Annotated in this window: 18 protein-coding genes and 5 tRNA genes; 22 read left to right on the top strand and 1 reads right to left on the bottom strand. The window is 33.2% G+C overall.

Features of this window, described 5'->3' with window-relative positions; all coding sequences use genetic code 11:
- Positions 1-7: 7 nt before the first annotated feature.
- The 21 genes from BM549_RS12815 to BM549_RS12715 all read left to right on the top strand — a co-directional run bounded on the left by BM549_RS12815 (position 8) and on the right by BM549_RS12715 (position 20,554).
- Entirely contained in the window at positions 8-1,624 is a 1,617-nt protein-coding gene (locus tag BM549_RS12815; RefSeq protein ID WP_290470627.1) for a sodium:alanine symporter family protein, read from the top strand.
- A 36-nt stretch (positions 1,625-1,660) separates the two neighbouring features.
- Positions 1,661-2,536 (top strand): helix-hairpin-helix domain-containing protein, encoded by an 876-nt coding sequence (locus BM549_RS12810; RefSeq protein ID WP_290470626.1) that lies wholly within the window; start codon positions 1,661-1,663, stop codon positions 2,534-2,536.
- An 11-nt stretch (positions 2,537-2,547) separates the two neighbouring features.
- The gene (locus BM549_RS12805; RefSeq protein ID WP_290470625.1) at positions 2,548-3,720 is read left to right on the top strand and encodes an acyl-CoA dehydrogenase family protein; all 1,173 of its coding nucleotides are present in this window, start codon (positions 2,548-2,550) and stop codon (positions 3,718-3,720) included.
- A 328-nt stretch (positions 3,721-4,048) separates the two neighbouring features.
- Entirely contained in the window at positions 4,049-5,473 is a 1,425-nt protein-coding gene (locus BM549_RS12800; RefSeq protein ID WP_290470624.1) for a carboxypeptidase-like regulatory domain-containing protein, read from the top strand.
- Positions 5,474-5,665: 192 nt separating this feature from the next.
- Complete coding sequence (locus tag BM549_RS12795) at positions 5,666-6,556, top strand: tyrosine-type recombinase/integrase (protein WP_290470623.1); 891 nt, start codon at positions 5,666-5,668, stop codon at positions 6,554-6,556.
- A gap of 34 nt (positions 6,557-6,590) precedes the next feature.
- Positions 6,591-6,893, top strand: a complete 303-nt coding sequence (gene raiA / locus BM549_RS12790) for a ribosome-associated translation inhibitor RaiA (protein ID WP_290470622.1) — start codon at positions 6,591-6,593, stop codon at positions 6,891-6,893.
- Between the two features lie 101 nt (positions 6,894-6,994).
- Positions 6,995-7,068, top strand: a tRNA-Thr gene (locus tag BM549_RS12785).
- Positions 7,069-7,135: 67 nt separating this feature from the next.
- Positions 7,136-7,217 (top strand) — tRNA-Tyr (locus BM549_RS12780).
- Positions 7,218-7,267: 50 nt separating this feature from the next.
- Positions 7,268-7,340: transfer RNA gene (locus tag BM549_RS12775), tRNA-Gly, on the top strand.
- Positions 7,341-7,349: 9 nt separating this feature from the next.
- A tRNA-Thr gene (locus tag BM549_RS12770) sits at positions 7,350-7,421 on the top strand.
- 67 nt (positions 7,422-7,488) lie between these two features.
- On the top strand, positions 7,489-8,676 hold the full coding sequence (tuf, locus tag BM549_RS12765; RefSeq protein ID WP_013870444.1) for an elongation factor Tu: 1,188 nt from the start codon (positions 7,489-7,491) through the stop codon (positions 8,674-8,676).
- Between the two features lie 65 nt (positions 8,677-8,741).
- Positions 8,742-8,814, top strand: a tRNA-Trp gene (locus tag BM549_RS12760).
- 84 nt (positions 8,815-8,898) lie between these two features.
- Positions 8,899-9,096 carry a preprotein translocase subunit SecE gene (gene secE / locus BM549_RS12755; protein ID WP_013870445.1) on the top strand — a complete coding sequence of 66 codons (198 nt, stop codon included), beginning with the start codon at positions 8,899-8,901 and terminating at the stop codon, positions 9,094-9,096.
- Between the two features lie 7 nt (positions 9,097-9,103).
- Positions 9,104-9,658, top strand: coding sequence for a transcription termination/antitermination protein NusG (gene nusG / locus BM549_RS12750; RefSeq protein WP_013870446.1), 555 nt, complete (start codon positions 9,104-9,106; stop codon positions 9,656-9,658).
- A gap of 72 nt (positions 9,659-9,730) precedes the next feature.
- Positions 9,731-10,171 (top strand): 50S ribosomal protein L11, encoded by a 441-nt coding sequence (gene rplK / locus BM549_RS12745; protein ID WP_013870447.1) that lies wholly within the window; start codon positions 9,731-9,733, stop codon positions 10,169-10,171.
- A gap of 20 nt (positions 10,172-10,191) precedes the next feature.
- A complete protein-coding gene (gene rplA, locus BM549_RS12740; protein WP_013870448.1) occupies positions 10,192-10,881 on the top strand; it encodes a 50S ribosomal protein L1 in 690 nt (229 codons plus the stop codon).
- A 20-nt stretch (positions 10,882-10,901) separates the two neighbouring features.
- Positions 10,902-11,423 carry a 50S ribosomal protein L10 gene (gene rplJ, locus BM549_RS12735; RefSeq protein WP_013870449.1) on the top strand — a complete coding sequence of 174 codons (522 nt, stop codon included), beginning with the start codon at positions 10,902-10,904 and terminating at the stop codon, positions 11,421-11,423.
- Positions 11,424-11,476: 53 nt separating this feature from the next.
- On the top strand, positions 11,477-11,851 hold the full coding sequence (gene rplL, locus BM549_RS12730) for a 50S ribosomal protein L7/L12 (RefSeq protein WP_013870450.1): 375 nt from the start codon (positions 11,477-11,479) through the stop codon (positions 11,849-11,851).
- Between the two features lie 124 nt (positions 11,852-11,975).
- Entirely contained in the window at positions 11,976-15,788 is a 3,813-nt protein-coding gene (gene rpoB, locus BM549_RS12725; protein WP_013870451.1) for a DNA-directed RNA polymerase subunit beta, read from the top strand.
- 70 nt (positions 15,789-15,858) lie between these two features.
- On the top strand, positions 15,859-20,160 hold the full coding sequence (gene rpoC, locus BM549_RS12720; protein ID WP_290470621.1) for a DNA-directed RNA polymerase subunit beta': 4,302 nt from the start codon (positions 15,859-15,861) through the stop codon (positions 20,158-20,160).
- 73 nt (positions 20,161-20,233) lie between these two features.
- On the top strand, positions 20,234-20,554 hold the full coding sequence (locus BM549_RS12715) for a DUF3467 domain-containing protein (RefSeq protein ID WP_290470620.1): 321 nt from the start codon (positions 20,234-20,236) through the stop codon (positions 20,552-20,554).
- Positions 20,555-20,776: 222 nt separating this feature from the next.
- Here the strand turns inward: BM549_RS12715 and BM549_RS12710 are convergent, their stop codons facing one another.
- Positions 20,777-22,366: a peptide chain release factor 3 gene (locus BM549_RS12710; RefSeq protein ID WP_290470619.1), complete on the bottom strand. Its 1,590-nt coding sequence runs from the start codon at positions 22,364-22,366 to the stop codon at positions 20,777-20,779.
- Positions 22,367-22,936: 570 nt separating this feature from the next.
- Between BM549_RS12710 and BM549_RS12705 the strand changes: the two genes are divergently transcribed.
- The coding region (locus BM549_RS12705; RefSeq protein WP_290470618.1) for an Ig-like domain-containing protein at positions 22,937-26,107 on the top strand (3,171 nt) is incomplete at its 3' end.

Genomic DNA, 26,107 nt, shown 5'->3' with positions numbered 1-26,107 from the left:
ACTAATTATGAAGAAGTATCTTCTTTCAATTTTTACATTAATAATACCAATTCTAACTTTCGCACAAGACAGCACAGCAGACCAAATTGATGCGACATTTAAAAAATATACAGGCTGGTTTGTTGAAGGCATTTTCTCAGAAATCCCATTTACAGACACAATAAAAATTCCATGGGTATTAATAGTATTAATTGGAGGAGCTTTATTTTTTACAATTTACTTTAAATTTATAAACATTACTGGTTTTAGAACCGCAATCAAAGTTGTTCAAGGTAAATATGAAGATATCGAAAAACACGGTGTAGACTCACTTTATGGAGATCAAACTCCTGGAGGAGATGTTATCGAAACAATGAAAAATGAAGGTGCAGACGGTGAGGTTTCTCACTTTCAAGCATTAACAGCAGCACTATCTGCAACCGTAGGTTTAGGTAATATTGCAGGTGTTGCAGTAGCATTATCAATTGGTGGTCCTGGAGCAACGTTCTGGATGATTATTGCAGGATTGTTAGGTATGGCTTCTAAGTTTGCAGAATGTACCTTAGGTGTTAAATATAGAGACGTAGGAGAAGATGGTACTGTTTATGGTGGGCCAATGTATTACTTAACTAAAGGTTTAAAAGAAAAAGGTGCTGGAGGAATTGGTAAGGTTTTAGCAGTACTTTTTGCAATATTTGTAGTTGGTGGATCATTTGGTGGTGGTAACATGTTTCAAGCAAACCAAGCAGCAGCGCAGTTTACAAAGTTATTTGACTTAACAGGAGAAAATGCAGGTATGTACTTTGGTATAGTTATGGCCGTTTTAGTAGCAATTGTAATTATTGGAGGAATAAAACGTATTGCATCTGTAACAGAAAAAGTAGTACCTTTTATGGCAGGAATTTATGTATTAGCTGCTTTAATAATATTATTTGCTAATTTCACTTTAATAGATGATGCTTTTGCAGCAATTTTTAGCGGAGCATTTACTCCATTAGCTGGTTTAGGTGGTGTAATTGGAGTTATGATTCAAGGTGTGCGTCGTGGTGCATTCTCTAACGAAGCAGGAGTTGGTTCTGCAGCAATTGCTCACTCTGCAGTACGTACTAAATATCCAGCAAGTGAAGGTATAGTTGCATTATTAGAGCCATTTGTAGATACTGTAGTTATTTGTACAATGACTGCTTTGGTAATTGTAATTACTAATTTTGATGGTGGATTTATAGAATACGGAGTAGAAATTAAAGAAGGTGTTGAAATTACAGCTACTGCTTTTGATAGTGTAATACCTCATTTCTCAATTGTATTAACTATTGCTGTTATATTATTCGCTTTTAGTACCATGATATCTTGGTCTTACTACGGTATGCAAGGTTGGGTATTCCTATTTGGAAAAGGAAAAATAACAGACTTAGTTTATAAAGTATTATTCTTATTCTTTGTAATAGTTGGAGCTTCAATTAGTTTAGGAGCAGTAATAGACTTCTCTGACGCTATGATCTTTGCAATGGTAGTTCCTAATATTATTGGTGTGATTATGCTTTCGCCAATAATTAAAAAAGAACTTAAAAAGTATATGAATGCAATCAATAAAAAAGAAGAAGCGATAGAAGATGGCGCAACAGATTTAACAGAAGAAATGTAAAACATACGTTCTGTCTTATGTGTTAAACATATAATTATGACATTTAAATCTCATTTCAAGTTTTCAAAACAACAACGAAATGGGATTTTTTTATTGTTGCTTTTAATTATTGTACTTCAATGTGTTTATGCTTTTGTAGATTTTAATTCAAAAGAAATAACTGTTAATTCTAAAGAGTTAAAAGAATTTCAAGCAGAAATTGATTCTTTAAAATTAGTAGAGATTGAAAATAGAAAGCCTAAAATTTTTCCGTTCAATCCTAATTTTATTACCGATTATAAAGGCTATACCTTAGGAATGTCTAACAAAGAAATTGATAGATTACTAAAATTTAGAGCCAAAAATCAATGGATAAACTCAGCAAAACAATTTCAACAGGTAACTAAAATTTCAGATACTCTTTTTAATAAAATATCACCATACTTTAAATTTCCAGATTGGGTAACAAACCCTAAGCCTAAAAAGCAATACACAAAGTCTTTTAATAAAAGTAAAACAATAACCGAAGCAGAGAAAATAGATTTAAATAAGGCAACTTCTGCTCAACTTCAAAAAGTATATGGCATAGGAGAATATTATGCAAATAGTATTATAAAGTACCGTTCTAGACAAAATGGATTTGTTTCTATGGTAGAATTAAATGAAGTGTATGGCTTAAAACCAGAAACAATTAATGAAATTAAAAAGTCTTTTACACTAAAAACACCAAAAACAATAAGTAAAGTTAATATCAATACAGCTACAAAAGCACAATTAGTAACGGTTAGATTTATAGATTACGAAATTGCCCATAATATTATAGAGTACAGAACACTACATGAAGGTATACGTTCTCTTGACGATTTAATAAAAGTTAAAGACTTTCCTATTAAAAAAATAGAGATAATTAAGTTATATTTACAACTTAATTAGAATATAATAAAATGGATAACAGATACTTCACAGAAGAGCATAATTTATTTAGACAAAGTTTAGCAGATTTCCTTCAAAAGGAAGTTGTTCCTCATATCGAAAAATGGGAAAAAACAGGACAAATAGAACGTTTTATATGGGAGAAATTTGGAGAAATGGGATTCTTTGGTATTGCATACCCAGAGGCCTATGGAGGGATGGATTTAGATTTATTTTATACTGTTATATTTTTAGAAGAATTACAAAAAGTTAATTCTGGAGGATTTGCAGCAGCAATGTGGGCACACGCTTACCTTGCTATGACTCATGTTAATGCAGAAGGCAGTGAAGAAATAAAACAAAAATATTTAACTAAAAGTATTACAGGAGAATACATTGGTGCCATGGCAGTAACGGAGCCTTTTGGAGGTAGTGATGTAGCAGGAATGCGAACTACAGCAGTTAAAAAAGGTGATACTTATGTTTTAAATGGCTCTAAAACATTTATTACAAATGGCGTGTATAGCGATTATATAGTTGTAGCAGCCAAAACAAGTCCAGAACTTGGTAATAAAGGAATAAGCATGTTTATTGTAGATAGAGATACAAAAGGTGTAAGTGCAACCAAGCTAGATAAATTAGGTTGGAGAGCAAGTGATACAGGAGAAATTGCATTCGATAATGTTACCATTCCAGCAAGTCACTTAATGGGAGAAGAAGGGAAAGGTTTCCCGTACATTATGCAACACTTTGCATTCGAGCGTTTAATTATGGGAATCAATGCACATGCAAGAGCAGAGTTTGCTTTAGAGTATGCTGTAAAATATATGGGAGAACGTCAAGCCTTTGGTAAATCTATAGATAAGTTTCAAGCCTTACGTCATACAATGGCAGATTGCTTTGCAGATATGGAAGTATGTAAAGAATTTAACTACACTGTAGCAGCGCGATTAGATAAAAATGAATATGTTGTAAAAGAAGCAACCATATCAAAACTACGTTCCACTAAAATGGCAGACGAGGTAATTTACCAATGTCTTCAAATGCTTGGCGGTTATGGTTATATGGAAGAGTATCCAATGGCACGTTTATTGCGTGATAGTAGGTTAGGACCTATTGGTGGAGGAACTAGTGAAATCCTTCGAGAGATTATCGCTAAAATGGTAATTGATAAAAAGGAGTACAAACCTGCAGTAAAGCATTAAATTAAATTATTGTTTTAGCGAAAATTATTTATCAATTCGCTAAAATGGTAATTGATAAAAAGGAGTACAAACCTGCAGTAAAGCACTAAGTTAAATTATTGTTTTAGCGAAAATTGTTTACCAATTCGCTAAAATGGTAATTGATAAAAAAGAATATAAGCCAGCAGTTAAGCATTAATTACTATTTAAATAGTAATACCTATAATCGATTTTTATATAAATTAAAACCCTTATTTAAAGGGTTTTAATTTATAATTCAATAATTTATAAATAACTTCGTTTATAGAAAAGGTTGTAATAAAGTATAACGCATTATTATTTTTTTAAAATGAAACACCCAAACAAAATTACCTACATTCTATTTTTATTTCTATTATGCACAACATTTGCATTTTCGCAAGTAGAATTAAAAAATAAAGTTGTCGATTTTCAAAAAGATGAACCAGTAGAAAGTGCTAGTGTATATATAAAAGGCACAGCAATTGGGACAATAACAAATGCAGATGGTAACTTTTCACTTAAAGTACCAAAAGAAAACATAAACGACACCCTAGTTGTATCCTCAATAGGATACTCGACCGAGAAGTTTCCAATATCACAATTCGATGCTCAAGCACCAATCTATTTAATAGAAGAAGTAGCCGCACTAGACGAAGTAACAATAGAATCAGACCCAAGACCAAAAACAGGAAACGATATTGTACTACGCGCATTAAGGCAATTGCCAGAAACAATGCCAGACTCATCATACATACAAAAAGGATTTTTAAGACATAAAGAAAGAAACAAAGTAGAATTCAAATGGTTAATAGAAAGTGCTATTTCAGTTTACGATTCAGGGTATAGTGTTCCAGCACAAGACTATCTCAAAATCAATGTAGACCAAATGCGAAAAAGTTACGATTTGCGAGATGTCGATAGTATTTTCGCATATGCTTCCTACTTAAATCAAACCACAAAAAGAAGAACAAACTACAGAAATTTAAAAAGAAGCCAGATTAAAACAGCTTCAATAGAAAAAGCAATAAAATGGAATGATAAACGAGTTAACGGACTCCAAAACATTTTTCAAGGCAAGCTAAACATATTTAGAAATTCAAACGTAAAAAAAGCACTCTTTGGAGAAAATTTATTAAAAATACACCAGTTTAAGCTAGACACAATATTAGTAGATAACGAGCGTAAACTCTATAAAATACAAATACTAAATGGAGAAGAATATGTAGGATTAGGAACAAAAGGCATCTACAACGAAGGTTTCGAGCCACAAGGTTGGGTATATATATACTACGATAATTACGCCATTAAAAAATTAGAATACGAGCTAATTGCAGCATCAAAAGAGCAAATAAGCCGAAGCAAACGATTGTTTGATACCAAGCTAAATCACAAACTAGAGATAACCTATAAAGAGTACAAAGAAAAAATGTACCCAAGTTACATCTATTACGAAACACCAAAGCTAGTAAACGTAGGCTTTAAGCCCAAAAACAAAGCCGAAGAAGAGTTAGAATCAAGGTTTAACCAAGAAGAACGTTTCTACTATACAGTTCAAGAAATACTATTTACAGATATTATTTTAGATAACGAAAAAATAGAAACAGCACTCCAACACAAATGGGATATGGATATATTCTCACCAAAACCATATAACAAAGAATTCTGGAAAACATACAATGTACTTTTAGAAAGCGAAGACGAAGAAAAATTAATCGACGATCTAAGTCAGCGCGCATCACTATTTAAAGAATAAAATTAGGGCGTTACCAATACAAGCAAAAAAAGCATGTATTGGTCGGGCTATCGGCAGTCGCTTCCCGGCAAAAAAGCCAGGAGAGCTTCAACAAAGCCTCTATCCCTAACGCAGGCATACCAGAAAAAGCAGTTTTAAACCCAAAAACAAAACCGCTTAAATTTGTTATATTTATAAAACAAACCCATAAAAATGTCTTTAAAAGCTTTTGTAGATTATCTAGAGTTAGAACGAAACTATTCACAACTAACAATAAAAGCCTATTCAAAAGATATAGAAGCTTTTCAAGAATACCTAGAAAAAAATCACGAAACAACCACAATAAAAACAGCTAACTACTCACAAATAAGAAGCTGGATTGTACAATTAGTAGAAAGTAAAATTTCAAATAGAACAATAAACCGAAAAATCTCAGCATTAAACACCTATTATAAATTCCTTTTAAAAATAGAGCACTTAAAAACAAATCCCTTAGCCAAACATAAAGCACTCAAAACAAGCAAAAAAATACAAGTGCCATTCTCACAAACAGAAGTAGCCATGGCGATAGACGATTTACAACACGAAAACAATTTTAAAGGCTTAAGAAACAAACTAATAATAGAACTGTTTTATTCCACAGGAATACGTCGCATTGAACTAGTTAATTTAAAAATAAAAGACATTAATCAAGCCAATAAAACACTTAAAGTATTAGGAAAGAGAAATAAAGAACGCTATGTCCCACTATTAGATTCCGTAAACAAAACAATTAATCAATATATAGAAAAGCGACAAGAATTAAAAAACATAAAAGATCAAGAATATTTATTCTTAACAAAAAGAGGCGTTAAAATTTACGAAACTCTTGTTTACAGAATAATAAATGAGTATTTTAGTCTAGCATCCAATAAAGTGAAAAAGAGTCCACATATACTAAGGCACTCATTTGCCACACACTTATTAAACCAAGGTGCAGATTTAAATGCTGTTAAAGAACTCTTGGGGCATTCAAGCCTGGCAGCAACACAGGTATATACACATAATAGTATAGCTCAATTAAAAGAAGTTTACTTAAAAGCGCACCCAAGAAGTAAAAAATAACAGCCATTGTATAACTTAATTAATAGCAATGCTTATGAAAGTGAACACGCAAGCAGTAAATTTCAATGCAGATCAAAAACTGTTAAACTTCATTCAAACCCGAATGGATAAACTCGATAACTACTACGATAAAGTCATTAAATCCGATGTGTTTTTAAAAGTTCAAAACACAAGTGATAAAGAAAATAAAATTTTTGAAGCAAAAGTCAGTGTACCAGGCGATAGCTTAGTAATAAAAAAACAATGTAAAACTTTTGAAGAAGGTGCAGATATGGCTGTAGCGTCACTTCAAAGACAGTTAAAAAAGAGAAAAGAGAAATTAAGAGCACATTTATGAAAATAATTGTGAAAAATATTTTTGAATAACTAAATAAATATTTACATTTGCAGTCCGTTAGAAATAGCGGGCTTTTTTTATACGTAAAAAAAGTAACAAAAGCCGATGTAGCTCAGCTGGCTAGAGCAGCTGATTTGTAATCAGCAGGTCGTGGGTTCGAGTCCCTCCATCGGCTCTTAAAAATTAAGAAAGTGTAAAAGCTTTTTTAAAGTTCTTTAAAAAATTGAATAAAATTTAAAATTGGGGAGATACTCAAGCGGCCAACGAGGGCAGACTGTAAATCTGCTGACTATGTCTTCGCAGGTTCGAATCCTGCTCTCCCCACATTTTTTACCAAGAAAATGTAAGTTTTAAATTTGAGAATTTAAATAATTGCGAGAGTAGCTCAGTTGGTAGAGCGTCAGCCTTCCAAGCTGAATGTCGCCAGTTCGAACCTGGTCTCTCGCTCTATATTTAGCCGGTGTAGCTCAGAGGTAGAGCGTTTCCTTGGTAAGGAAGAGGTCACGGGTTCAATTCCCGTCATTGGCTCGATTTTTTAAAAAACAAAATTTGAACACTAATATTATTATATAACTAAGATTAAATTATTTAAAACATGGCAAAGGCAACTTTCGATCGTTCAAAACCACACTTAAATATTGGTACAATTGGACACGTAGATCACGGTAAAACAACTTTAACTGCTGCTATTACTAAAGTATTAGCTGATGCAGGTTTATCAGAAGCAAGAGATTTCGATACTATCGATAACGCTCCAGAAGAAAAAGAAAGAGGTATTACAATTAATACTTCGCACGTAGAGTATCAAACAGCTAACCGTCACTACGCACACGTAGATTGTCCAGGTCACGCCGATTATGTTAAGAACATGGTAACTGGTGCTGCACAAATGGATGGTGCTATTTTAGTAGTAGCTGCGACTGATGGTCCTATGCCACAAACTCGTGAGCACATCTTATTAGGTCGTCAAGTAGGTATCCCAAGAATTGTTGTATTCTTAAACAAAGTGGATATGGTTGATGATGAAGAGTTATTAGAGTTAGTAGATATGGAAGTTCGTGAATTATTATCATTCTACGAATATGATGGTGATAATGGACCTGTAGTATCTGGTTCTGCTTTAGGAGCTTTAAATGGTGAGCAAAAATGGGTTGACACTGTTTTAGAATTAATGGAGCAAGTTGATGCTTGGATTGAAGAGCCTTTAAGAGAAGTAGATAAAGATTTCTTAATGCCAATCGAAGATGTATTCTCTATTACTGGACGTGGTACTGTAGCAACTGGTCGTATTGAAACTGGTATTGCTAACACTGGAGATCCTGTAGAGATTATTGGTATGGGTGCAGAAAAATTAACTTCTACTATTACAGGAATCGAGATGTTCCGTCAAATATTAGATAGAGGAGAAGCTGGTGATAATGCTGGTATCTTATTAAGAGGTATTGAGAAGTCTCAAATATCTAGAGGTATGGTTATTACTAAGCCAGGTTCTGTAACACCACACGCTAAGTTTAAAGCAGAGGTTTATATCCTTAAAAAAGAAGAAGGTGGACGTCACACTCCATTCCATAATAACTACCGTCCACAGTTCTACGTACGTACAACTGATGTAACTGGTAACATTGCACTTCCTGATGGAGTTGAGATGGTTATGCCAGGAGATAACTTAACAATCACAGTTGAGCTTATCAATACAATTGCGATGAATGTTGGTCTTCGTTTCGCTATCCGTGAAGGAGGAAGAACAGTTGGAGCTGGTCAGGTAACTGAGATTTTAGACTAATTTTTTAGTCTTTTAAATATAAAGGTTAAGGTGTCCCGTTATTCGTGGCACCTTGACTTATATTTACGGGTTTAGCTCAGTTGGTAGAGCACTGGTCTCCAAAACCAGGTGTCGGGAGTTCGAGTCTCTCAACCCGTGCTTAAAGAGTTATAGTTTTAGTATTAAACTCTTAAACAAATTAAATGCTTGTAAAACAAGTGTTAGTAAAACAAAACATTAAAAATGGCTGGAATAGTAAATTATATAAAGGAATCATTTGGAGAGTTAAAAAATAATGTAACATGGACTCCTTGGTCAGAAGTTCAAAGCTTAACTATTTTAGTTGCTGTGTTTTCAATTGTTTTTTCATTAGCTATATGGGGAATTGATACTGTATTCAGTAAAGTGATAGGTTTCTATTTTAATAATTTTGTAAACTAAGATTATTATGGCAGAAGTTGGAGAGAAAAAATGGTATGTTGTTAGAGCTGTAAGTGGTCAAGAAAATAAGATAAAAACTTATATAGAAAACGAAATAGCTAGACTTGGTTTACAAGATTATGTAGAACAAGTATTGGTACCAACAGAAAATGTAGTCCAAATACGTAACGGAAAAAAAATAAACAAAGAGAAAGTTTATTTTAGTGGTTACATAATGATAAAAGCAAATTTAACAGGAGAAGTGCCGCATATTATTAAAGGTATTACAAATGTTATAGGTTTTTTAGGAGCTACAAAAGGAGGTGATCCTTTACCATTAAGACAATCTGAAGTTAATAGAATGTTAGGTAAAGTAGATGAATTAACTGTAGAGGCAGATACAAATGTTGCAATTCCTTACACAAAAGGGGAAACAGTTAAGGTTATTGATGGTCCTTTTAATGGATTTGATGGTACAATAGAAAATATAAACGAAGAAAAACGTAAGCTTGAAGTAATGGTGAAAATTTTTGGAAGAAAAACACCACTTGAATTAAGTTACATGCAAGTTGAAAAAATATAATAATTGTTACAATAAAGATGGGATTGATTTTCGCTTCCAATTGAAAATCGATACCGAACTAAATTATTAAAAATGGCAAAAGAATTAGGTAAAGTAGTTAAGTTACAAGTAAGGGGAGGTGCAGCGAATCCGTCGCCACCGGTTGGACCCGCTTTAGGTGCTGCTGGAGTTAATATCATGGAGTTCTGTAAGCAGTTTAATGCTAGAACACAAGATAAAGCTGGTAAAGTATTACCAGTTGTAATCTCAGTTTACAAAGACAAATCATTTGACTTTGTAATTAAAACTCCTCCAGCTGCAGTACAATTATTAGAAGCGGCCAAGGTGAAAAAAGGATCAGGTGAACCTCACGTACGTAAAGTAGCAAAGGTTTCTTGGGATCAAATCAAAACTATTGCAGAAGATAAAATGGTAGATTTAAACGCATTTACTATTGACTCTGCAATGAAAATGATTGCTGGAACAGCAAGATCTATGGGTATAACTGTTAAAGGTGGAGACGCACCAAATTAACCTAAAAAGATTTAAAAGAGATGGCAAGATTAACAAAGAAACGTAAAGAAGCTGTAGCAAAATTAGAAAAGGATAAAGTATATTCAGTTCAAGAAGCTTCAGCATTAATAAAAGAAATTACCAACACAAAGTTTGATGCATCTGTTGATTTAGCAGTGCGTTTAGGAGTAGATCCTAGAAAAGCTAACCAAATGGTAAGAGGTGTAGTATCTCTTCCTCATGGTACTGGTAAAGATGTAAAAGTTTTAGCATTAGTAACTCCAGATAAAGAAGCAGAAGCTAAAGAAGCTGGAGCAGATTATGTAGGTCTTCAAGAATACCTTGATAAAATCAAAGGTGGATGGACAGATGTAGATGTAATTATTACAATGCCAAGTGTAATGGGTAAGTTAGGTCCTTTAGGACGTGTATTAGGTCCTCGTGGTTTAATGCCTAACCCAAAAACAGGTACAGTAACTATGGATATCGCTAAAGCGGTAACAGAGGTTAAGGCTGGTAAAATTGACTTTAAAGTTGATAAAACAGGTATCGTACATGCAGCAATTGGTAAAGCATCTTTTAGTGCAGATAAAATTGCAGGTAATGCAAACGAATTATTAACAACATTAATGAAACTGAAACCAACTGCGGCGAAAGGAGTATATGTAAAAAGCATTTATATGTCTTCTACAATGAGTCCTAGTATAGCAGTTGATACAAAAATCGGTTAGTAGTTAAATAACTTTATATCATGACAAGAGAAGAAAAATCACAAGTTATAGAAGAATTAACTGCACAATTAGCCGATAATGCTAATATATATTTAGCTGATATATCAGGTTTAAATGCAGGTAGTACTTCAGATTTACGTCGTGCTTGTTTTAAAGCAAACGTAAAACTAGCAGTAGTAAAAAACACATTACTTGAAAAAGCAATGGAAGCTTCAGATAAAGATTTTGGAGACTTACCATCAACGCTTAAAGGAAATACATCAGTAATGTATTCTGAGACTGGTAATGCACCAGCAAAAGTAATTAAAGCGTTCCGTAAAAAATCTGAAAAACCTTTATTAAAAGGAGCATTTATTGAGGAAGCAGTTTATATTGGAGATGAGCAACTAGATATGTTAGTTGATATCAAATCTAAAGAAGAATTAATTGGAGATATTATTGGATTATTACAATCTCCTGCTAAGAATGTTGTTTCTGCACTTAAATCAAGTGGAGGAAAACTTTCAGGAATTCTTAAAACATTATCTCAAAAAGAGGGATAATTTAAAAAGTACGCACTTTACACTTAAATATTAAAATTAAAAAATTATTACAAATGGCAGATTTAAAAGATTTCGCAGAACAGTTAGTTAACCTTACAGTAAAAGAAGTAAATGAGTTAGCAACTATATTAAAAGATGAATACGGTATTGAGCCTGCTGCAGCTGCAGTAGCTATGGCTGGACCAGTTGCAGGTGGTGGAGACGCTGCTGAAGAGCAAACTGAGTTTGATGTAATCTTAAAAGCTCCAGGTAGCGCTAAGTTAGCTGTAGTAAAATTAGTTAAAGAATTAACTGGTTTAGGATTAAAAGAAGCTAAAGGTTTAGTTGATGAAGCACCAAGTGCAATCAAAGAAGCAGTATCTAAAGATGAAGCAGAAGCTTTAAAGTCTCAGTTAGAAGAGGCAGGAGCAGAGGTTGAGCTTAAGTAAGCTTAACAACCATAATTAACAAAGGTTTAGGTCTGGAGCAAGTGCTCTAAGACCTAGACCATTTGTCGTATATAGGTAATACTATGTACAAACCAATTTTTTTTAATCAAAATTTCGTCCATTGATGTTAGTAACACAAGCTGAAAGATTAAATTTCTCGTCTATTATTAATAGAACTGAATATCCAGATTTCATGGATATTCAAATAAAATCCTTCCAGGATTTTTTCCAACTTGAAACAAAATCTGAAGAAAGAGGTAATGAAGGATTGTATAATACCTTCATGGAGAACTTTCCAATCACAGACACACGTAATCAATTCGTATTAGAATTCTTAGATTATTTCGTCGACCCACCAAGATATGCTATTGAAGAGTGTATAGAAAGAGGACTTACGTATAGCGTTCCATTAAAAGCAAGGTTAAAACTATATTGTACAGATCCTGAGCATGAAGATTTCGAAACCATAGTTCAAGATGTGTATTTAGGAACAATACCTTACATGACACCTTCTGGTACTTTTTGTATCAACGGTGCTGAACGTGTAGTAGTATCTCAATTACATAGATCTCCAGGTGTATTTTTTGGACAATCATTCCATGCTAATGGAACAAAATTATATTCAGCAAGAGTAATACCTTTTAAAGGTTCTTGGATTGAATTTGCTACAGATATCAACCAAGTGATGTATGCATACATCGACCGTAAGAAAAAGTTACCTGTTACAACATTATTTAGAGCAATCGGTTTCGAAAGAGATAAAGATATTCTTGAAATTTTCGACTTAGCCGAAGAGGTTAAAGTTTCTAAATCTGGACTTAAAAAAGTTTTAGGAAGAAAATTAGCTGCTCGTGTATTAAATACATGGTATGAAGATTTTGTTGATGAAGATACAGGAGAAGTAGTATCTATTGAGCGTAATGAGATTGTCTTAGACCGTGATACAGAATTAGATAAAGATAACATTGAAGAAATTCTTGAAATAGGTGTAAAAACTATTCTTTTACATAAAGAAACTGCACAACAAGGAGATTACGCAATTATTCACAATACGCTTCAAAAAGATCCAACAAACTCTGAAAAAGAAGCCGTAGAACACATCTATAGACAACTACGTAATGCAGAGCCGCCAGATGAGGAAACAGCTCGTGGTATTATAGATAAATTATTCTTTAGTGACCAACGTTACTCTCTTGGAGAAGTAGGTCGTTATAGAATGAATAAAAAATTACAATTAGATATCGGTATGGATAAGCAAGTGCTTACCAAAGAAGATATCATTACAATAATAAAATACTTAATCGAGCTTATTAACTCTAAAGCAGAGATTGATGATATTGATCACTTATCTAACCGTCGTGTACGTACAGTAGGAGAACAATTATCTTCTCAATTTGGTGTTGGTCTTGCTCGTATGGCACGTACAATTCGTGAGCGTATGAACGTTCGTGATAACGAGGTATTTACACCTATCGACTTAATTAATGCAAAGACATTATCGTCTGTAATTAATTCTTTCTTTGGTACAAACCAGTTATCTCAATTTATGGATCAAACCAATCCATTAGCCGAGATTACACACAAACGTCGTTTATCAGCTTTAGGACCTGGAGGTTTATCTAGAGAAAGAGCAGGATTCGAGGTTCGTGATGTTCACTATACTCACTACGGAAGACTTTGTCCAATTGAAACTCCAGAAGGACCAAACATTGGATTAATCTCTTCATTATCTGTTTACGCTAAAGTAAACTCTATGGGATTCATTGAAACACCTTATAGAAAAGTTACAGATGGTGTAGTAGATATTAAAAGTACACCAACATATTTAAGTGCAGAAGAAGAAGAAGAAAAATTAATTGCGCAAGCAACTGTAGATGTAGATGAAAATGGAAAAATCTTACACGACAAAGTAATTGCTCGTATGGAAGGTGACTTCCCGGTAATGGATCCAAAAGACATTCATTATACAGATGTTGCACCAAACCAGATTTCTTCAATATCTGCCTCTTTAATTCCGTTCTTAGAACATGATGATGCCAACCGTGCATTAATGGGATCTAACATGATGCGTCAAGCAGTACCATTATTACGTCCGCAAGCGCCAATTGTTGGAACAGGATTAGAAAGACAAGTAGCATCAGATTCTCGTGTATTAATTAATGCAGAAGGAAATGGAGTTGTAGAGTATGTAGATGCAAAAGAAATTATAATCAAGTACGAAAGAACAGAAGATGAAGCTAAAGTAAGTTTTGACAGCGATGTGAAATCTTACCCATTAGTAAAATTCAGAAAAACAAACCAAGGTACTTCTATTAACTTAAAGCCAATTGTTAAAAAAGGTGATAAAGTTAAAAAAGGCCAAGTTTTATCTGAAGGTTACGCAACACAAAATGGAGAATTAGCTTTAGGTCGAAATATGAAAGTAGCCTTTATGCCTTGGAAAGGGTATAACTTTGAGGATGCAATTGTAATTTCAGAAAAAGTTGTTCGTGAAGATATATTCACATCAATTCATATTGATGAATATTCTTTAGACGTAAGAGATACAAAATTAGGTAACGAAGAATTAACTAACGATATTCCTAATGTTTCAGAAGAGGCTACAAAAGACTTAGATGAAAACGGAATGATTCGTATTGGTGCAGAAGTTAAACCAGGAGATATTCTTATTGGAAAAATTACTCCTAAAGGAGAAAGCGATCCAACACCAGAAGAAAAATTACTACGTGCAATCTTTGGAGATAAAGCAGGAGATGTTAAAGATGCATCATTAAAAGCTTCTCCATCACTACACGGTGTAGTAATTAATAAAAAATTATTTTCTAGAGCAATCAAAGATAAACGTAAGAGAGCTCAAGATAAAGAAGATATTGCACAATTAGAAACAGTATACAATATCAAGTTTGATGAATTACAATCTGTATTAGTTGAAAAACTATTTGCTATTGTAAACGGAAAAACTTCACAAGGTATATTTAATGATTTAGGAGAAGAAGTTTTACCAAAAGGTAAAAAATTCACACTTAAAATGTTAAATGCTGTTGATGATTATACGCACTTAACAGGTGGAACTTGGACGACTGATGACCATACAAATAAATTAGTTGCAGATTTAATTCACAACTATAAAATTAAAGAGAACGATTTACAAGGTTCTCTACGTCGTGAGAAATTTACAATTTCTGTAGGTGATGAATTACCAGCAGGAATTATAAAATTAGCAAAAGTATATATTGCTAAAAAACGTAAGCTAAAAGTAGGAGATAAAATGGCAGGACGTCACGGTAACAAAGGTATTGTTGCACGTATCGTTCGTCAAGAAGATATGCCTTTCTTAGAAGACGGAACGCCAGTAGATATCGTATTAAACCCATTAGGTGTACCATCGCGTATGAACATTGGGCAAATTTACGAAACAGTACTTGGATGGGCTGGACAAGATTTAGGAAGAACATATGCAACACCAATATTTGACGGTGCTTCTATAGATCAAATTAACGAATTTACAGATGAAGCTGGAATTCCAAGATACGGTCATACTTACTTATACGATGGTGGAACAGGAGAGCGTTTTGACCAACCAGCAACAGTTGGTGTAATCTACATGCTTAAATTAGGGCATATGGTAGACGATAAAATGCACGCACGTTCTATTGGACCATACTCATTAATTACACAACAACCATTAGGTGGTAAAGCACAATTTGGTGGTCAACGTTTTGGTGAGATGGAGGTTTGGGCACTTGAAGCTTATGGAGCATCAAGCACCCTAAGAGAAATCTTAACAGTAAAATCTGATGATGTAGTTGGTAGAGCCAAAACTTACGAAGCAATCGTAAAAGGTGAACCAATGCCAGATCCAGGATTACCAGAATCTTTTAACGTACTTATGCACGAATTAAAAGGATTAGGATTAGACATTAGATTAGAAGAATAAAAAAACTAGTAATCAGTTATCAGTCTACAGTAAATGTAGACTGAATACTGAGTACTGAATACTAGAACAAATGGCAAGAAAGCAAGATAAGAATACAGTACAGAGATTTAACAAAATCTCAATTGGTTTAGCATCACCAGAATCTATTTTAGCAGAATCTAGAGGTGAAGTTTTAAAGCCAGAAACTATTAATTATCGTACACATAAACCAGAAAGAGATGGTTTATTCTGTGAGCGTATTTTTGGTCCTGTAAAAGACTATGAATGTGCTTGTGGTAAATATAAAAGAATTCGCTACAAAGGTATTGTTTGTGACCGTTGTGGTGTAGAAGTAACAGAAAAGAAAGTACGTCGTGATAGAGTAGGACACATCAACCTTGTTGTGCCTGTTGCTCATATCTGGTACTTCCGTTCTTTACCAAATAAAATAGGTTACTTATTAGGATTACCATCTAAGAAATTAGATATGATTATATACTACGAAAGATATGTAGTAATCCAACCTGGTAACGCTAAAAATGCAGAAGGAGAACCATTACAAAAAATGGATTTCTTAACAGAAGAAGAATACTTAAATATTCTAGAAACGCTTCCGCAGGATAATAACTATTTAGAAGACACAGACCCAAACAAGTTTATAGCTAAAATGGGAGCTGAATGTCTAATCGATTTATTAGCACGTATAGATTTAGATATTTTATCTTTTGAGTTACGTCACAAAGCAAATACAGAAACGTCTAAACAACGTAAAACTGAAGCATTAAAAAGACTTCAGGTAGTAGAAGCTTTACGTGAGTCTAACCAAAATCGTGAGAATCGTCCAGAATGGATGATCATGAAGGTAGTGCCAATTATTCCACCAGAATTAAGACCATTAGTGCCTTTAGATGGTGGACGTTTTGCAACTTCAGATTTAAATGATCTTTACCGTCGCGTAATTATTCGTAACAACCGTCTTAAAAGACTAGTTGAAATAAAAGCACCAGAAGTTATTTTACGTAATGAAAAACGTATGTTGCAAGAATCTGTAGATTCATTATTTGACAACACACGTAAATCATCTGCAGTAAAAACAGATTCTAACAGACCATTAAAATCATTATCAGATTCACTTAAAGGTAAGCAAGGACGTTTCCGTCAAAACTTACTTGGTAAGCGTGTTGATTATTCTGCACGTTCTGTAATTGTTGTTGGACCAGAATTAAAATTATTTGAATGTGGATTGCCTAAAAATATGGCAGCAGAACTTTACAAGCCTTTCATTATTCGTAAATTAATAGAAAGAGGTATTGTAAAAACTGTAAAATCTGCAAAGAAAATTATAGATAAAAAAGAACCTGTAGTTTGGGATATTTTGGAAAACGTTCTTAAAGGACATCCAGTATTACTAAACCGTGCGCCTACGCTGCACCGTTTAGGTATACAAGCATTTCAACCTAAACTTATTGAAGGTAAAGCTATACAATTACACCCATTAGCATGTGCGGCATTTAATGCCGATTTCGATGGAGATCAAATGGCTGTTCACTTACCATTAGGACCAGAAGCTATTCTTGAAGCGCAATTATTAATGTTAGCGTCTCATAATATCTTAAACCCTGCAAATGGTGCTCCAGTAACTGTACCTTCTCAGGATATGGTACTTGGTTTATATTATATGACCAAATTACGTACATCTACTCCAGAAGTTCCAGTAAAAGGACAAGGTTTAACTTTTTACTCTGCAGAAGAAGTAACAATAGCTTACAATGAAAAGCGTGTAGATTTAAATGCACAAATTAAAGTAAGAACTATAGACTTTAATAAAGATGGAGAATTAGTACCGCAAATAGTAGAAACAACTACAGGTCGTGTATTATTTAACGAAAAAGTACCAGCAGCAGCAGGTTTTATTAACCAAGTACTTACTAAAAAATCTTTAAGAGATATTATTGGAGATATTTTAAAAGTAACTAGTGTACCAGAAACAGCTGCTTTCTTAGATGAAATAAAAACTTTAGGATATAATTTTGCCTTTAGAGGTGGTTTATCATTTAGTTTAGGAGATATTATTATCCCACCAGAAAAACAATCAATGATTGATGCAGCAAATGCTAAAGTTGATGGTATTACTGGTAACTATAACATGGGATTAATTACAAATAACGAACGTTATAACCAAGTAATTGATATTTGGACTTCAACAAATGCAGAATTGACAGAGTTGTCTATGAAGCGTATTAGAGAAGATCAACAAGGATTTAACTCGGTATTTATGATGCTTGATTCTGGAGCCCGTGGATCTAAAGAACAGATTCGCCAGCTTACAGGTATGCGTGGATTAATGGCAAAGCCTAAAAAATCTACAGCAGGTGGAGGATCTATTATTGAAAATCCAATTCTTTCTAACTTTAAAGAAGGTCTTTCAATTTTAGAATACTTTATATCAACGCACGGTGCACGTAAAGGTCTTGCCGATACCGCACTTAAAACTGCCGATGCCGGTTACTTAACACGTCGTTTAGTAGATGTATCTCAAGATGTAATTGTAAACAGTGTAGATTGTGGTACTTTAAGAGGTGTAGAAGTTTCTGCACTTAAGAAAAATGATGAAGTTGTTGAAAAATTAGGAGCTCGTATCTTAGGACGTGTTGCACTTAATGATGTTTACAACCCATTAACTGAAGAATTACTAGTAGAGTCTGGAAAATTAATTGATGAATCAATTGCAGATAAAATTGAAAATTCACCAGTAGACTCTGTAGAAGTTCGTTCACCATTAAGTTGTGAAGCTAAAAAAGGTATCTGTGCACAATGTTACGGTAGAAACTTAGCAACTAATAAAATGGTTCAAAGAGGTGAAGCAGTAGGAGTTGTAGCAGCTCAATCTATTGGAGAACCAGGTACACAGTTAACACTTCGTACGTTCCACGTAGGAGGTATTGCAGGAAACATTTCAGAAGAAAACAAGCTAGTAGCTAAATTTGATGGTGTTGCTGAAATAGAAGAACTTAAAACTGTAAAAGGTACAGATGGCGAAGGAAACGAAATTGATATCGTTATATCTCGTACATCAGAGTTAAAGTTAATAGATAAGAAAACAGGTATTACACTTAGTACAAATAATATTCCTTACGGTTCTACAATCTTTATAAAGAGTGGAGATGAACTTAAAACGGGAGATGTTGTTTGTCAATGGGATCCATATAACGGTGTAATTATTTCTGAATTTGCAGGAAAAGTAAGATATGAAAATATCGAACAAGGTGTTACTTACCAAGTAGAAATTGATGAGCAAACAGGTTTCCAAGAAAAAGTAATTTCAGAATCTAGAAACAAAAAATTAATTCCAACACTTATTGTTGAAGACGGTAATGGTGAAGCCATTCGTTCTTACAACTTACCAGTAGGTGCGCACATAATGATTGACGATGGAGAAAAAGTTGAGATTGGTAAAGTCTTAGTTAAAATTCCTCGTAAATCTGCTAAAGCAGGAGATATTACAGGTGGTTTACCAAGAGTAACAGAGTTATTTGAAGCTCGTAATCCATCTAATCCAGCAGTAGTTAGTGCAATTGACGGTGTTGTTTCTTTTGGAAAAATTAAAAGAGGTAATCGTGAGATTATTGTAGAATCTAAACTAGGAGATGTTAAAAAGTACTTAGTAAAATTATCAAGTCAGATTCTTGTACAAGAAAACGATTTTGTTAAAGCAGGTATGCCTTTATCAGACGGTTCTATAACTCCAAACGATATCTTAAACATAAAAGGACCAGCAGCTGTACAGCAATACTTAGTGAACGAAGTTCAAGAAGTATACCGTTTACAAGGTGTAAAAATTAACGATAAGCATTTTGAAGTTGTTGTAAGACAAATGATGAGAAAAGTTAAGATAATTGATTCTGGAGATACAATCTTCTTAGAAGATCAATTAGTTCATAAATCTGATTTTATCGAAGAAAACGATGCTATTTTTGGTAAGAAAGTAGTTGAAAATGCTGGAGAATCTTCTAAATTAAAAGAAGGACAAATTATAACGTCGTTCGAATTAAGAGATGAAAATTCTTTATTACGTCGTGAAGATAAAGCTTTAGTTGAAGCTCGTGATGCGAGACCAGCAACAGCAACGCCAATACTACAAGGTATTACACGTGCATCTTTACAGACTAAGTCGTTTATTTCTGCAGCATCGTTCCAAGAAACAACAAAAGTTCTTAACGAAGCAGCTGTGGCAGGTAAAGTTGATTCTTTAGAAGGCTTAAAAGAAAATGTTATTGTAGGACATAGAATTCCAGCTGGTACTGGTATGCGTTCTTACGAAAACATAATCGTAGGGTCTAAAGAAGAGTTTGATCAAATGATGCAAGCTAAACAAGAAGTAAATTATAACTAATAATTTAGCTTTAATATAATAATAGAAAAGAATCCTGCTTAATAGCGGGATTCTTTGTTAAAACCAAAAAATTATGGACGATAATCAAAATAAAAAGCCAAAACAAGGGCAGATTAATATTGAGTTAGATGAAAAAATTGCTGAAGGTACTTACTCTAATTTGGCTATAATAAATCATTCAGTTTCAGAGTTTGTTGTAGACTTTGTAAGTATTATGCCTGGTACACCAAAAAGTAAAGTGAAATCTAGAATTATATTAACTCCACAACATGCAAAAAGATTATTAAAAGCTTTAAATGATAATGTAAAGCGATTTGAAAAAGCACATGGTGAAATTAAAGATTATGAGCAACCACCTATTCCTTTAAATTTTGGACCAACAGGTCAAGCTTAGTAAAAACTAAAAAATCCTCACATATGTTTTTGAGGATTTTTTTAGGAACAAAAACAGATAATAGTAACCGTTTATTATAATTGTTTTCAAAATAAATTTTAATTATTAAACACAAAAAAACAACGTTTTAAAACGTTGTTTTTTTGTGTTTAAAATTTTAGAGCTATAGATTTATTTAAATGTTTAATTATGTCGCTTAAAACGCTTTAAAATAAGTTTTTGCTATTCAAACTCAGAAACATAATGAAATTTTACATTTGGATATTTCTGTTCGGTCATTTGTAACGAGAAAGAAGAATCTGCTAAAAATACTAATTGCCCTCTTTTATCCTTTGCAAGAAAACGTTGTTTTACACGTTTAAATTCTTTAAATTCTTCACTTTTTGGATCTTTAGGGTCTACCCAACAAGCTTTATACACATTTAAATTTTCGTAAGTACATTTTGCACCATATTCATGTTCTAATCTATATTGTATAACTTCATATTGTAAAGCTCCAACGGTTCCAATTACTTTTCTACCGTTTAATTCTAATGTAAATAATTGTGCTACACCTTCATCCATTAATTGGTCAATACCTTTATATAATTGTTTAGATTTTAAAGGATCGGCGTTATTTATATATCTAAAATGTTCCGGAGAAAAACTAGGAACACCTTTATAATTAAGCACTTCACCTTCGGTTAAAGTATCTCCTATTTTAAAAGTACCAGTATCTTGTAAACCAACAATATCACCAGGATAAGAAATATCTACTATTTCTTTTTTCTCTGCAAAAAAGGCATTGGGACTAGAGAATTTTACTTTTTTATTATGCCTAACATGTAAATATGGAGTATTTCTTTTAAATTCTCCCGAGACTATTTTTACAAAAGCTAATCTATTTCTATGATTAGGATCCATATTTGCGTGAATTTTAAAAACGAAACCAGAAAAGTTTTTTTCATCTGGTTGTACTAAGCGCTCTTCACTTTGTTTTGGTCTTGGTTTAGGAGCAATTTCAACAAAGCAGTCTAATAATTCTCTTACTCCAAAACTATTTAAGGCAGAGCCAAAAAATACTGGCTGCAGTGTACCTTTTAAATACTCTTCGTTATTAAATTGTGGGTATATACCTTCTACAAGTTCAATTTCTTCTCGTAGTGTATTTGCAGATTTCTCACCAACCAAATCATCTAATTCTGAAGAATTTAAGTCGGAAATTTCAATGGTTTCTTCAATATTTTTACGGCTATCACCACTAAATAAGTTTATGTTTTTTTCCCATATATTATAGATACCTTTAAATTCGTAGCCCATACCTATAGGAAAACTTAAAGGAGTAACTGTAAGCCCTAATTTTTGTTCAATTTCATCCAATAATTCAAAAGCATCTTTTCCTTCACGATCCATTTTATTAATAAAAACAATCATTGGTATGTTACGCATACGGCAAACTTCAACTAATTTTTCAGTTTGCTCTTCAACACCTTTTGCAACATCAATTACTACTATAACGCTATCTACAGCAGTTAAAGTTCTAAATGTATCTTCCGCAAAATCCTTGTGACCAGGTGTGTCTAAAATGTTTATTTTTATACCATCATATTCAAAAGCTAGTACAGATGTAGCAACAGATATTCCTCTTTGGCGTTCAATTTCCATAAAGTCACTAGTTGCTCCTTTTTTTATTTTATTACTTTTAACAGCACCAGCTTCTTGTATTGCTCCACCAAATAATAAAAGCTTTTCAGTTAACGTTGTTTTACCAGCATCTGGATGCGAAATAATTCCAAATGTTCTTCTTCTTTTAATTTCTTCTAAAAATTTCATTGTAATAATTTGTGCAAATATAGTTGTATTGAAATTAGTATCAATTTCTCTTATAACAATTTGTGTTAGGTACTTTTGTTATTTAAATTTATAGATTAACAAATGTTAATTTGTAGGAAAATATATAAAAAATACAAATGTTTTTTTATATTTGTTTAAGTGATTTTAAGTGTAACAAATGCATTATAACTAATAAAAACGCATATAAACGATGTTTCGATGTTTTAGCATCTTACAATCGTTAATTCTTGTTAATAATTTAGTTATTGCTCCTAAAATAAAACCACTTAATCGAAAATAATTATTTTTTCTATCAAAATTTTAATTTTGATATTTCAATATAATTATATTCGTGCAACATTTCGATTTTGTGAATCCCTTAAAAATCAAATATCGTACAATAGTATATTTTATATGACAAAATTTACTTTTAGATTTTTAGTGTTCATTTTTAGTAAAATCAAAAACACGCTTGTTTTTAATTTACAATCCTATACCAGTATTTTTACTGGTTTATTTCGTTATACCTACACCCAAAAAAATATTAAATCAAATTACATTCATTCCAATATGAAAAATTCTACTCTATTAAGTAATAGCTTTTTAAGCAGTATTCTGTTTTTTATTGCTTTTCTGTTTATAACACCTAATGTGTTTGCAGATGGTACAAAACAGGTTATGCCAAATGAAACAAATGGTACTTCAATTTATATTGTAACAGATACCAATTTAGGAGGAAGCGTTTCAGGTCCTTATTTAGGAGCGCCTGAATCTGAAAGAATATATTTTACAATAAATGATGCTACAACAGAGAATTTTTATTTTGGATTACAAGCCCGTATGAGAAATAGTTTCGCTGGTGGAAACAATCCTTTAGGTACAAATTTTTATTATCAAATTTTTGATGCTGCAGGTAATTCTGTAGCAGGTCCTTTTTTAATGGGCAATAATAATGGGAGTGCAGGATTTATTAATAACTATGCAGAGGCCGTAGCAGGACCTAATATTGGAGGAGCTACTCCTGGAGGTTATACGCCAATTACTTTTAACCCATCTGCAAATGGTGATTACTACATTTCATTATATAGTAGTTATGATGGTGGTGCAACTGTTGCAACTGGAGGTAATACTATTAATGGTTTAGATCAATTAATGTTTTTACCTTATTTTGATTTTACAGTTTCAACGGCTGCAAATAATCAAACAGAAGGACGTATATGGTCAAGAAAATGGAATTTTATTACCTATTTAGTAGAAGATGCAGATGGTGATGTTTCAACTGCAAATGTGCCAAATCCTACAGAAGCTGCATCTTTTGAAGGAAACTTTTTTGTGTATACAGACGATCAAGTTATCTTAGAAGTTGATTTTGAAGAAGGTTTTAGACCTTTTGGATATCAATTAGCAATGAATAGATTTGGTGTTGTTAATGATGATACAGATCCAGCAAATGATTTTATTGCAGATAGAACTTCTAAAACTTATGGTTTAGGAACCGCACCACTTTTAGATAATGGTTATCAAGTGTTTATTGCTTCTCCAGATCAAAACGTATTTATACCAAGTCCTGAACCAAGTCCAGTAGTAGCAAATGGTATTATAGGTTGTCCTGGAAGTTATTTTATTCCAATTACCTTACAATTAGCTCAAGATACAGCAATTGTTATAGAATTTAATGGTACGCCAGGATATCAAGAAGGTACTACAGACGTACTTTTAGAATCTTTTGAAAACGAGCCTGGTGAAATTTTTGTGCCTTGGGACGGTAATGATGGTTTAGGTAATCCTGTTACAGTAAGTACCATAAGTGTAACTGTAAATTCTTTTATAGGTAGAACAAATATACCTATGGTTGATGCAGAGTTAAATTTAAATGGATTAAGTGTAAATGGTGTTGCACCAAATACTAATAGTCGTTTATTACGTTGGGATGATAGAGAAATAATTACTACAGGTACAGTTTGTGATGCAAGTAATGCATTAAATAATATAACCACTGCAAGTCCAACATTTCATAGATCAGAATTGTTAGATGGTATAGTTGGTCCTGCTCACGCATGGAGTTCTAGTAATCCAGATGACACTGTTCCGGCAATTAGTCAAGGAGGAAATGATACAGATAACTTGCTTTGTAATGATTTTGGTAATACGCGTGTAATAAATACATGGACTTATGGTTCTACGGTAGAAACTGCACCAGCAACTTTAGATTTACCTAATTGTGATGGAGATACAGATGATGATGGTATTGATGATATTACTGATTTAGATGATGATAACGATGGAATTTTAGATACAGATGAATTAAATTGTTCTTCTGGTTTTGTGGATTTAGCTCAAACCTTTAATGATAATACTTCAAACCCTGTTATTGTAAATAATGCTTATCCATTTAATGGAGTAGATGTCGATATGACATTTGAAATTCAAGGAGGTGCAACATGGACTTCAGGTGTAAACAGCCAGAGTTCAGCTGGTGTTTCAGGTGCTTATATTAATACACAACCAGCAAATACAAATTTTGCTAATGGAGATATAGGTGTTTATACTTTAACATTTTCGCAAACAGTTTATAATATAAAATTCAAGCTTGGAGGTTTAGACAATCTAGATAGAGCAGATTTTACTGCTTCAGAGTCTGGTTTTAATGTGCCAGTGCAATTAACAGATATTAATTTAGGAGCTAATGGTACTTTCACTGGTTCTTCAGTTGTAAGTTCTGCTGGTCCTGGTAATGCACCAGATAATAGTGTGCAAATTGAAGTTGCAGGAGCAAATCAAGTAGTTATTAGAGTTGGTAAAAATGATGGAAATGCAGGTACGGTTACACTTCAAATTTATGAGGTAGAATATTGTTTGCCAATAAACTCAGATATTGATGGTATTCCAAACCACTTAGATGTTGATAGTGATGCAGATGGTTGTGTTGATGCTTTAGAAGGTGATGGAACTTATCAAGCTAGTATAATTGCTGGTGATGGAAGCTTAGGTACTAATGTTGATGCAAATGGTGTACCTGAAACTGCAGGCTCAGTATCATTACAACAGGCAGATGTTAGTTCAACAGACCCTAACGTATCTAGTGCTCAATGTACACCGGTAGCGGTAGATGATACGTTAACAAATTTACCAATTAATACAAATGCTGTTGTTGATGTTTTTGCAGATAATGGTAATGGTGTTGATTCTGATGCAAATGGAACTTTAGATCCAACAACCGTTAGCTTAGTTCCTAGTGGAACAGCTAATCCAGCTAGTATTGTTACAGATGCCAATGGAGATGTAACTAGTTATGAAGAACCAGGCCAAGGAGTTTGGACTGTTAATCCTACAACTGGAGCAGTTACTTTTGATCCAGACCCAGGTTTTACAACAAATCCTACTCCAGCATTATATAATGTAGAAGATAATGATGGAAATCAATCGAATGATGCTACCATAACTTTAGAATTTCAAAATCCACCAGTAGCAGTAGATGATAATTATACAGTAGCAGAAGAAGGAACAGTAACTTTAACACCATTAGATTTAGATTCAGATTTAGATGGTGATACCTTAAGTATTGTATCAATCAATGGTGTAGCATTAACACCAGGAACCGCTCAGGTTATTGATACACCAAACGGCACAGTAAATGTAGATGCAGCAGGTGTCATCACATTCACACCAGATGCTAACTACAACGGAACAGAAACGTTCCCATATGTAATAACAGACGGAACAGATACCGCTACGGCAGAT

This window comes from Lacinutrix sp. MedPE-SW, from assembly GCF_001874145.1.
GTDB lineage: Bacteria > Bacteroidota > Bacteroidia > Flavobacteriales > Flavobacteriaceae > Lacinutrix.
Note: the sequence above shows the minus strand (reverse complement) of the source record. Positions and strands in the feature narration are given on the sequence as shown.

What these genes read in the sequence shown, in the direction of transcription:
- BM549_RS12795 (WP_290470623.1), top strand. Translation starts at nt 5,666, where the DNA reads ATGTCTTTAAAAGCTTTTGTAGATTATCTAGAGTTAGAACGAAACTAT.
- raiA (WP_290470622.1), top strand. Translation starts at nt 6,591, where the DNA reads ATGAAAGTGAACACGCAAGCAGTAAATTTCAATGCAGATCAAAAACTG.
- BM549_RS12710 (WP_290470619.1), bottom strand. Translation starts at nt 22,366, where the DNA reads ATGAAATTTTTAGAAGAAATTAAAAGAAGAAGAACATTTGGAATTATT.
- secE (WP_013870445.1), top strand. Translation starts at nt 8,899, where the DNA reads ATGGCTGGAATAGTAAATTATATAAAGGAATCATTTGGAGAGTTAAAA.
- BM549_RS12815 (WP_290470627.1), top strand. Translation starts at nt 8, where the DNA reads ATGAAGAAGTATCTTCTTTCAATTTTTACATTAATAATACCAATTCTA.
- rplJ (WP_013870449.1), top strand. Translation starts at nt 10,902, where the DNA reads ATGACAAGAGAAGAAAAATCACAAGTTATAGAAGAATTAACTGCACAA.
- BM549_RS12715 (WP_290470620.1), top strand. Translation starts at nt 20,234, where the DNA reads ATGGACGATAATCAAAATAAAAAGCCAAAACAAGGGCAGATTAATATT.
- rpoC (WP_290470621.1), top strand. Translation starts at nt 15,859, where the DNA reads ATGGCAAGAAAGCAAGATAAGAATACAGTACAGAGATTTAACAAAATC.
- rplA (WP_013870448.1), top strand. Translation starts at nt 10,192, where the DNA reads ATGGCAAGATTAACAAAGAAACGTAAAGAAGCTGTAGCAAAATTAGAA.
- rplK (WP_013870447.1), top strand. Translation starts at nt 9,731, where the DNA reads ATGGCAAAAGAATTAGGTAAAGTAGTTAAGTTACAAGTAAGGGGAGGT.
- BM549_RS12800 (WP_290470624.1), top strand. Translation starts at nt 4,049, where the DNA reads ATGAAACACCCAAACAAAATTACCTACATTCTATTTTTATTTCTATTA.
- rpoB (WP_013870451.1), top strand. Translation starts at nt 11,976, where the DNA reads ATGTTAGTAACACAAGCTGAAAGATTAAATTTCTCGTCTATTATTAAT.
- nusG (WP_013870446.1), top strand. Translation starts at nt 9,104, where the DNA reads ATGGCAGAAGTTGGAGAGAAAAAATGGTATGTTGTTAGAGCTGTAAGT.
- BM549_RS12810 (WP_290470626.1), top strand. Translation starts at nt 1,661, where the DNA reads ATGACATTTAAATCTCATTTCAAGTTTTCAAAACAACAACGAAATGGG.
- rplL (WP_013870450.1), top strand. Translation starts at nt 11,477, where the DNA reads ATGGCAGATTTAAAAGATTTCGCAGAACAGTTAGTTAACCTTACAGTA.
- tuf (WP_013870444.1), top strand. Translation starts at nt 7,489, where the DNA reads ATGGCAAAGGCAACTTTCGATCGTTCAAAACCACACTTAAATATTGGT.
- BM549_RS12805 (WP_290470625.1), top strand. Translation starts at nt 2,548, where the DNA reads ATGGATAACAGATACTTCACAGAAGAGCATAATTTATTTAGACAAAGT.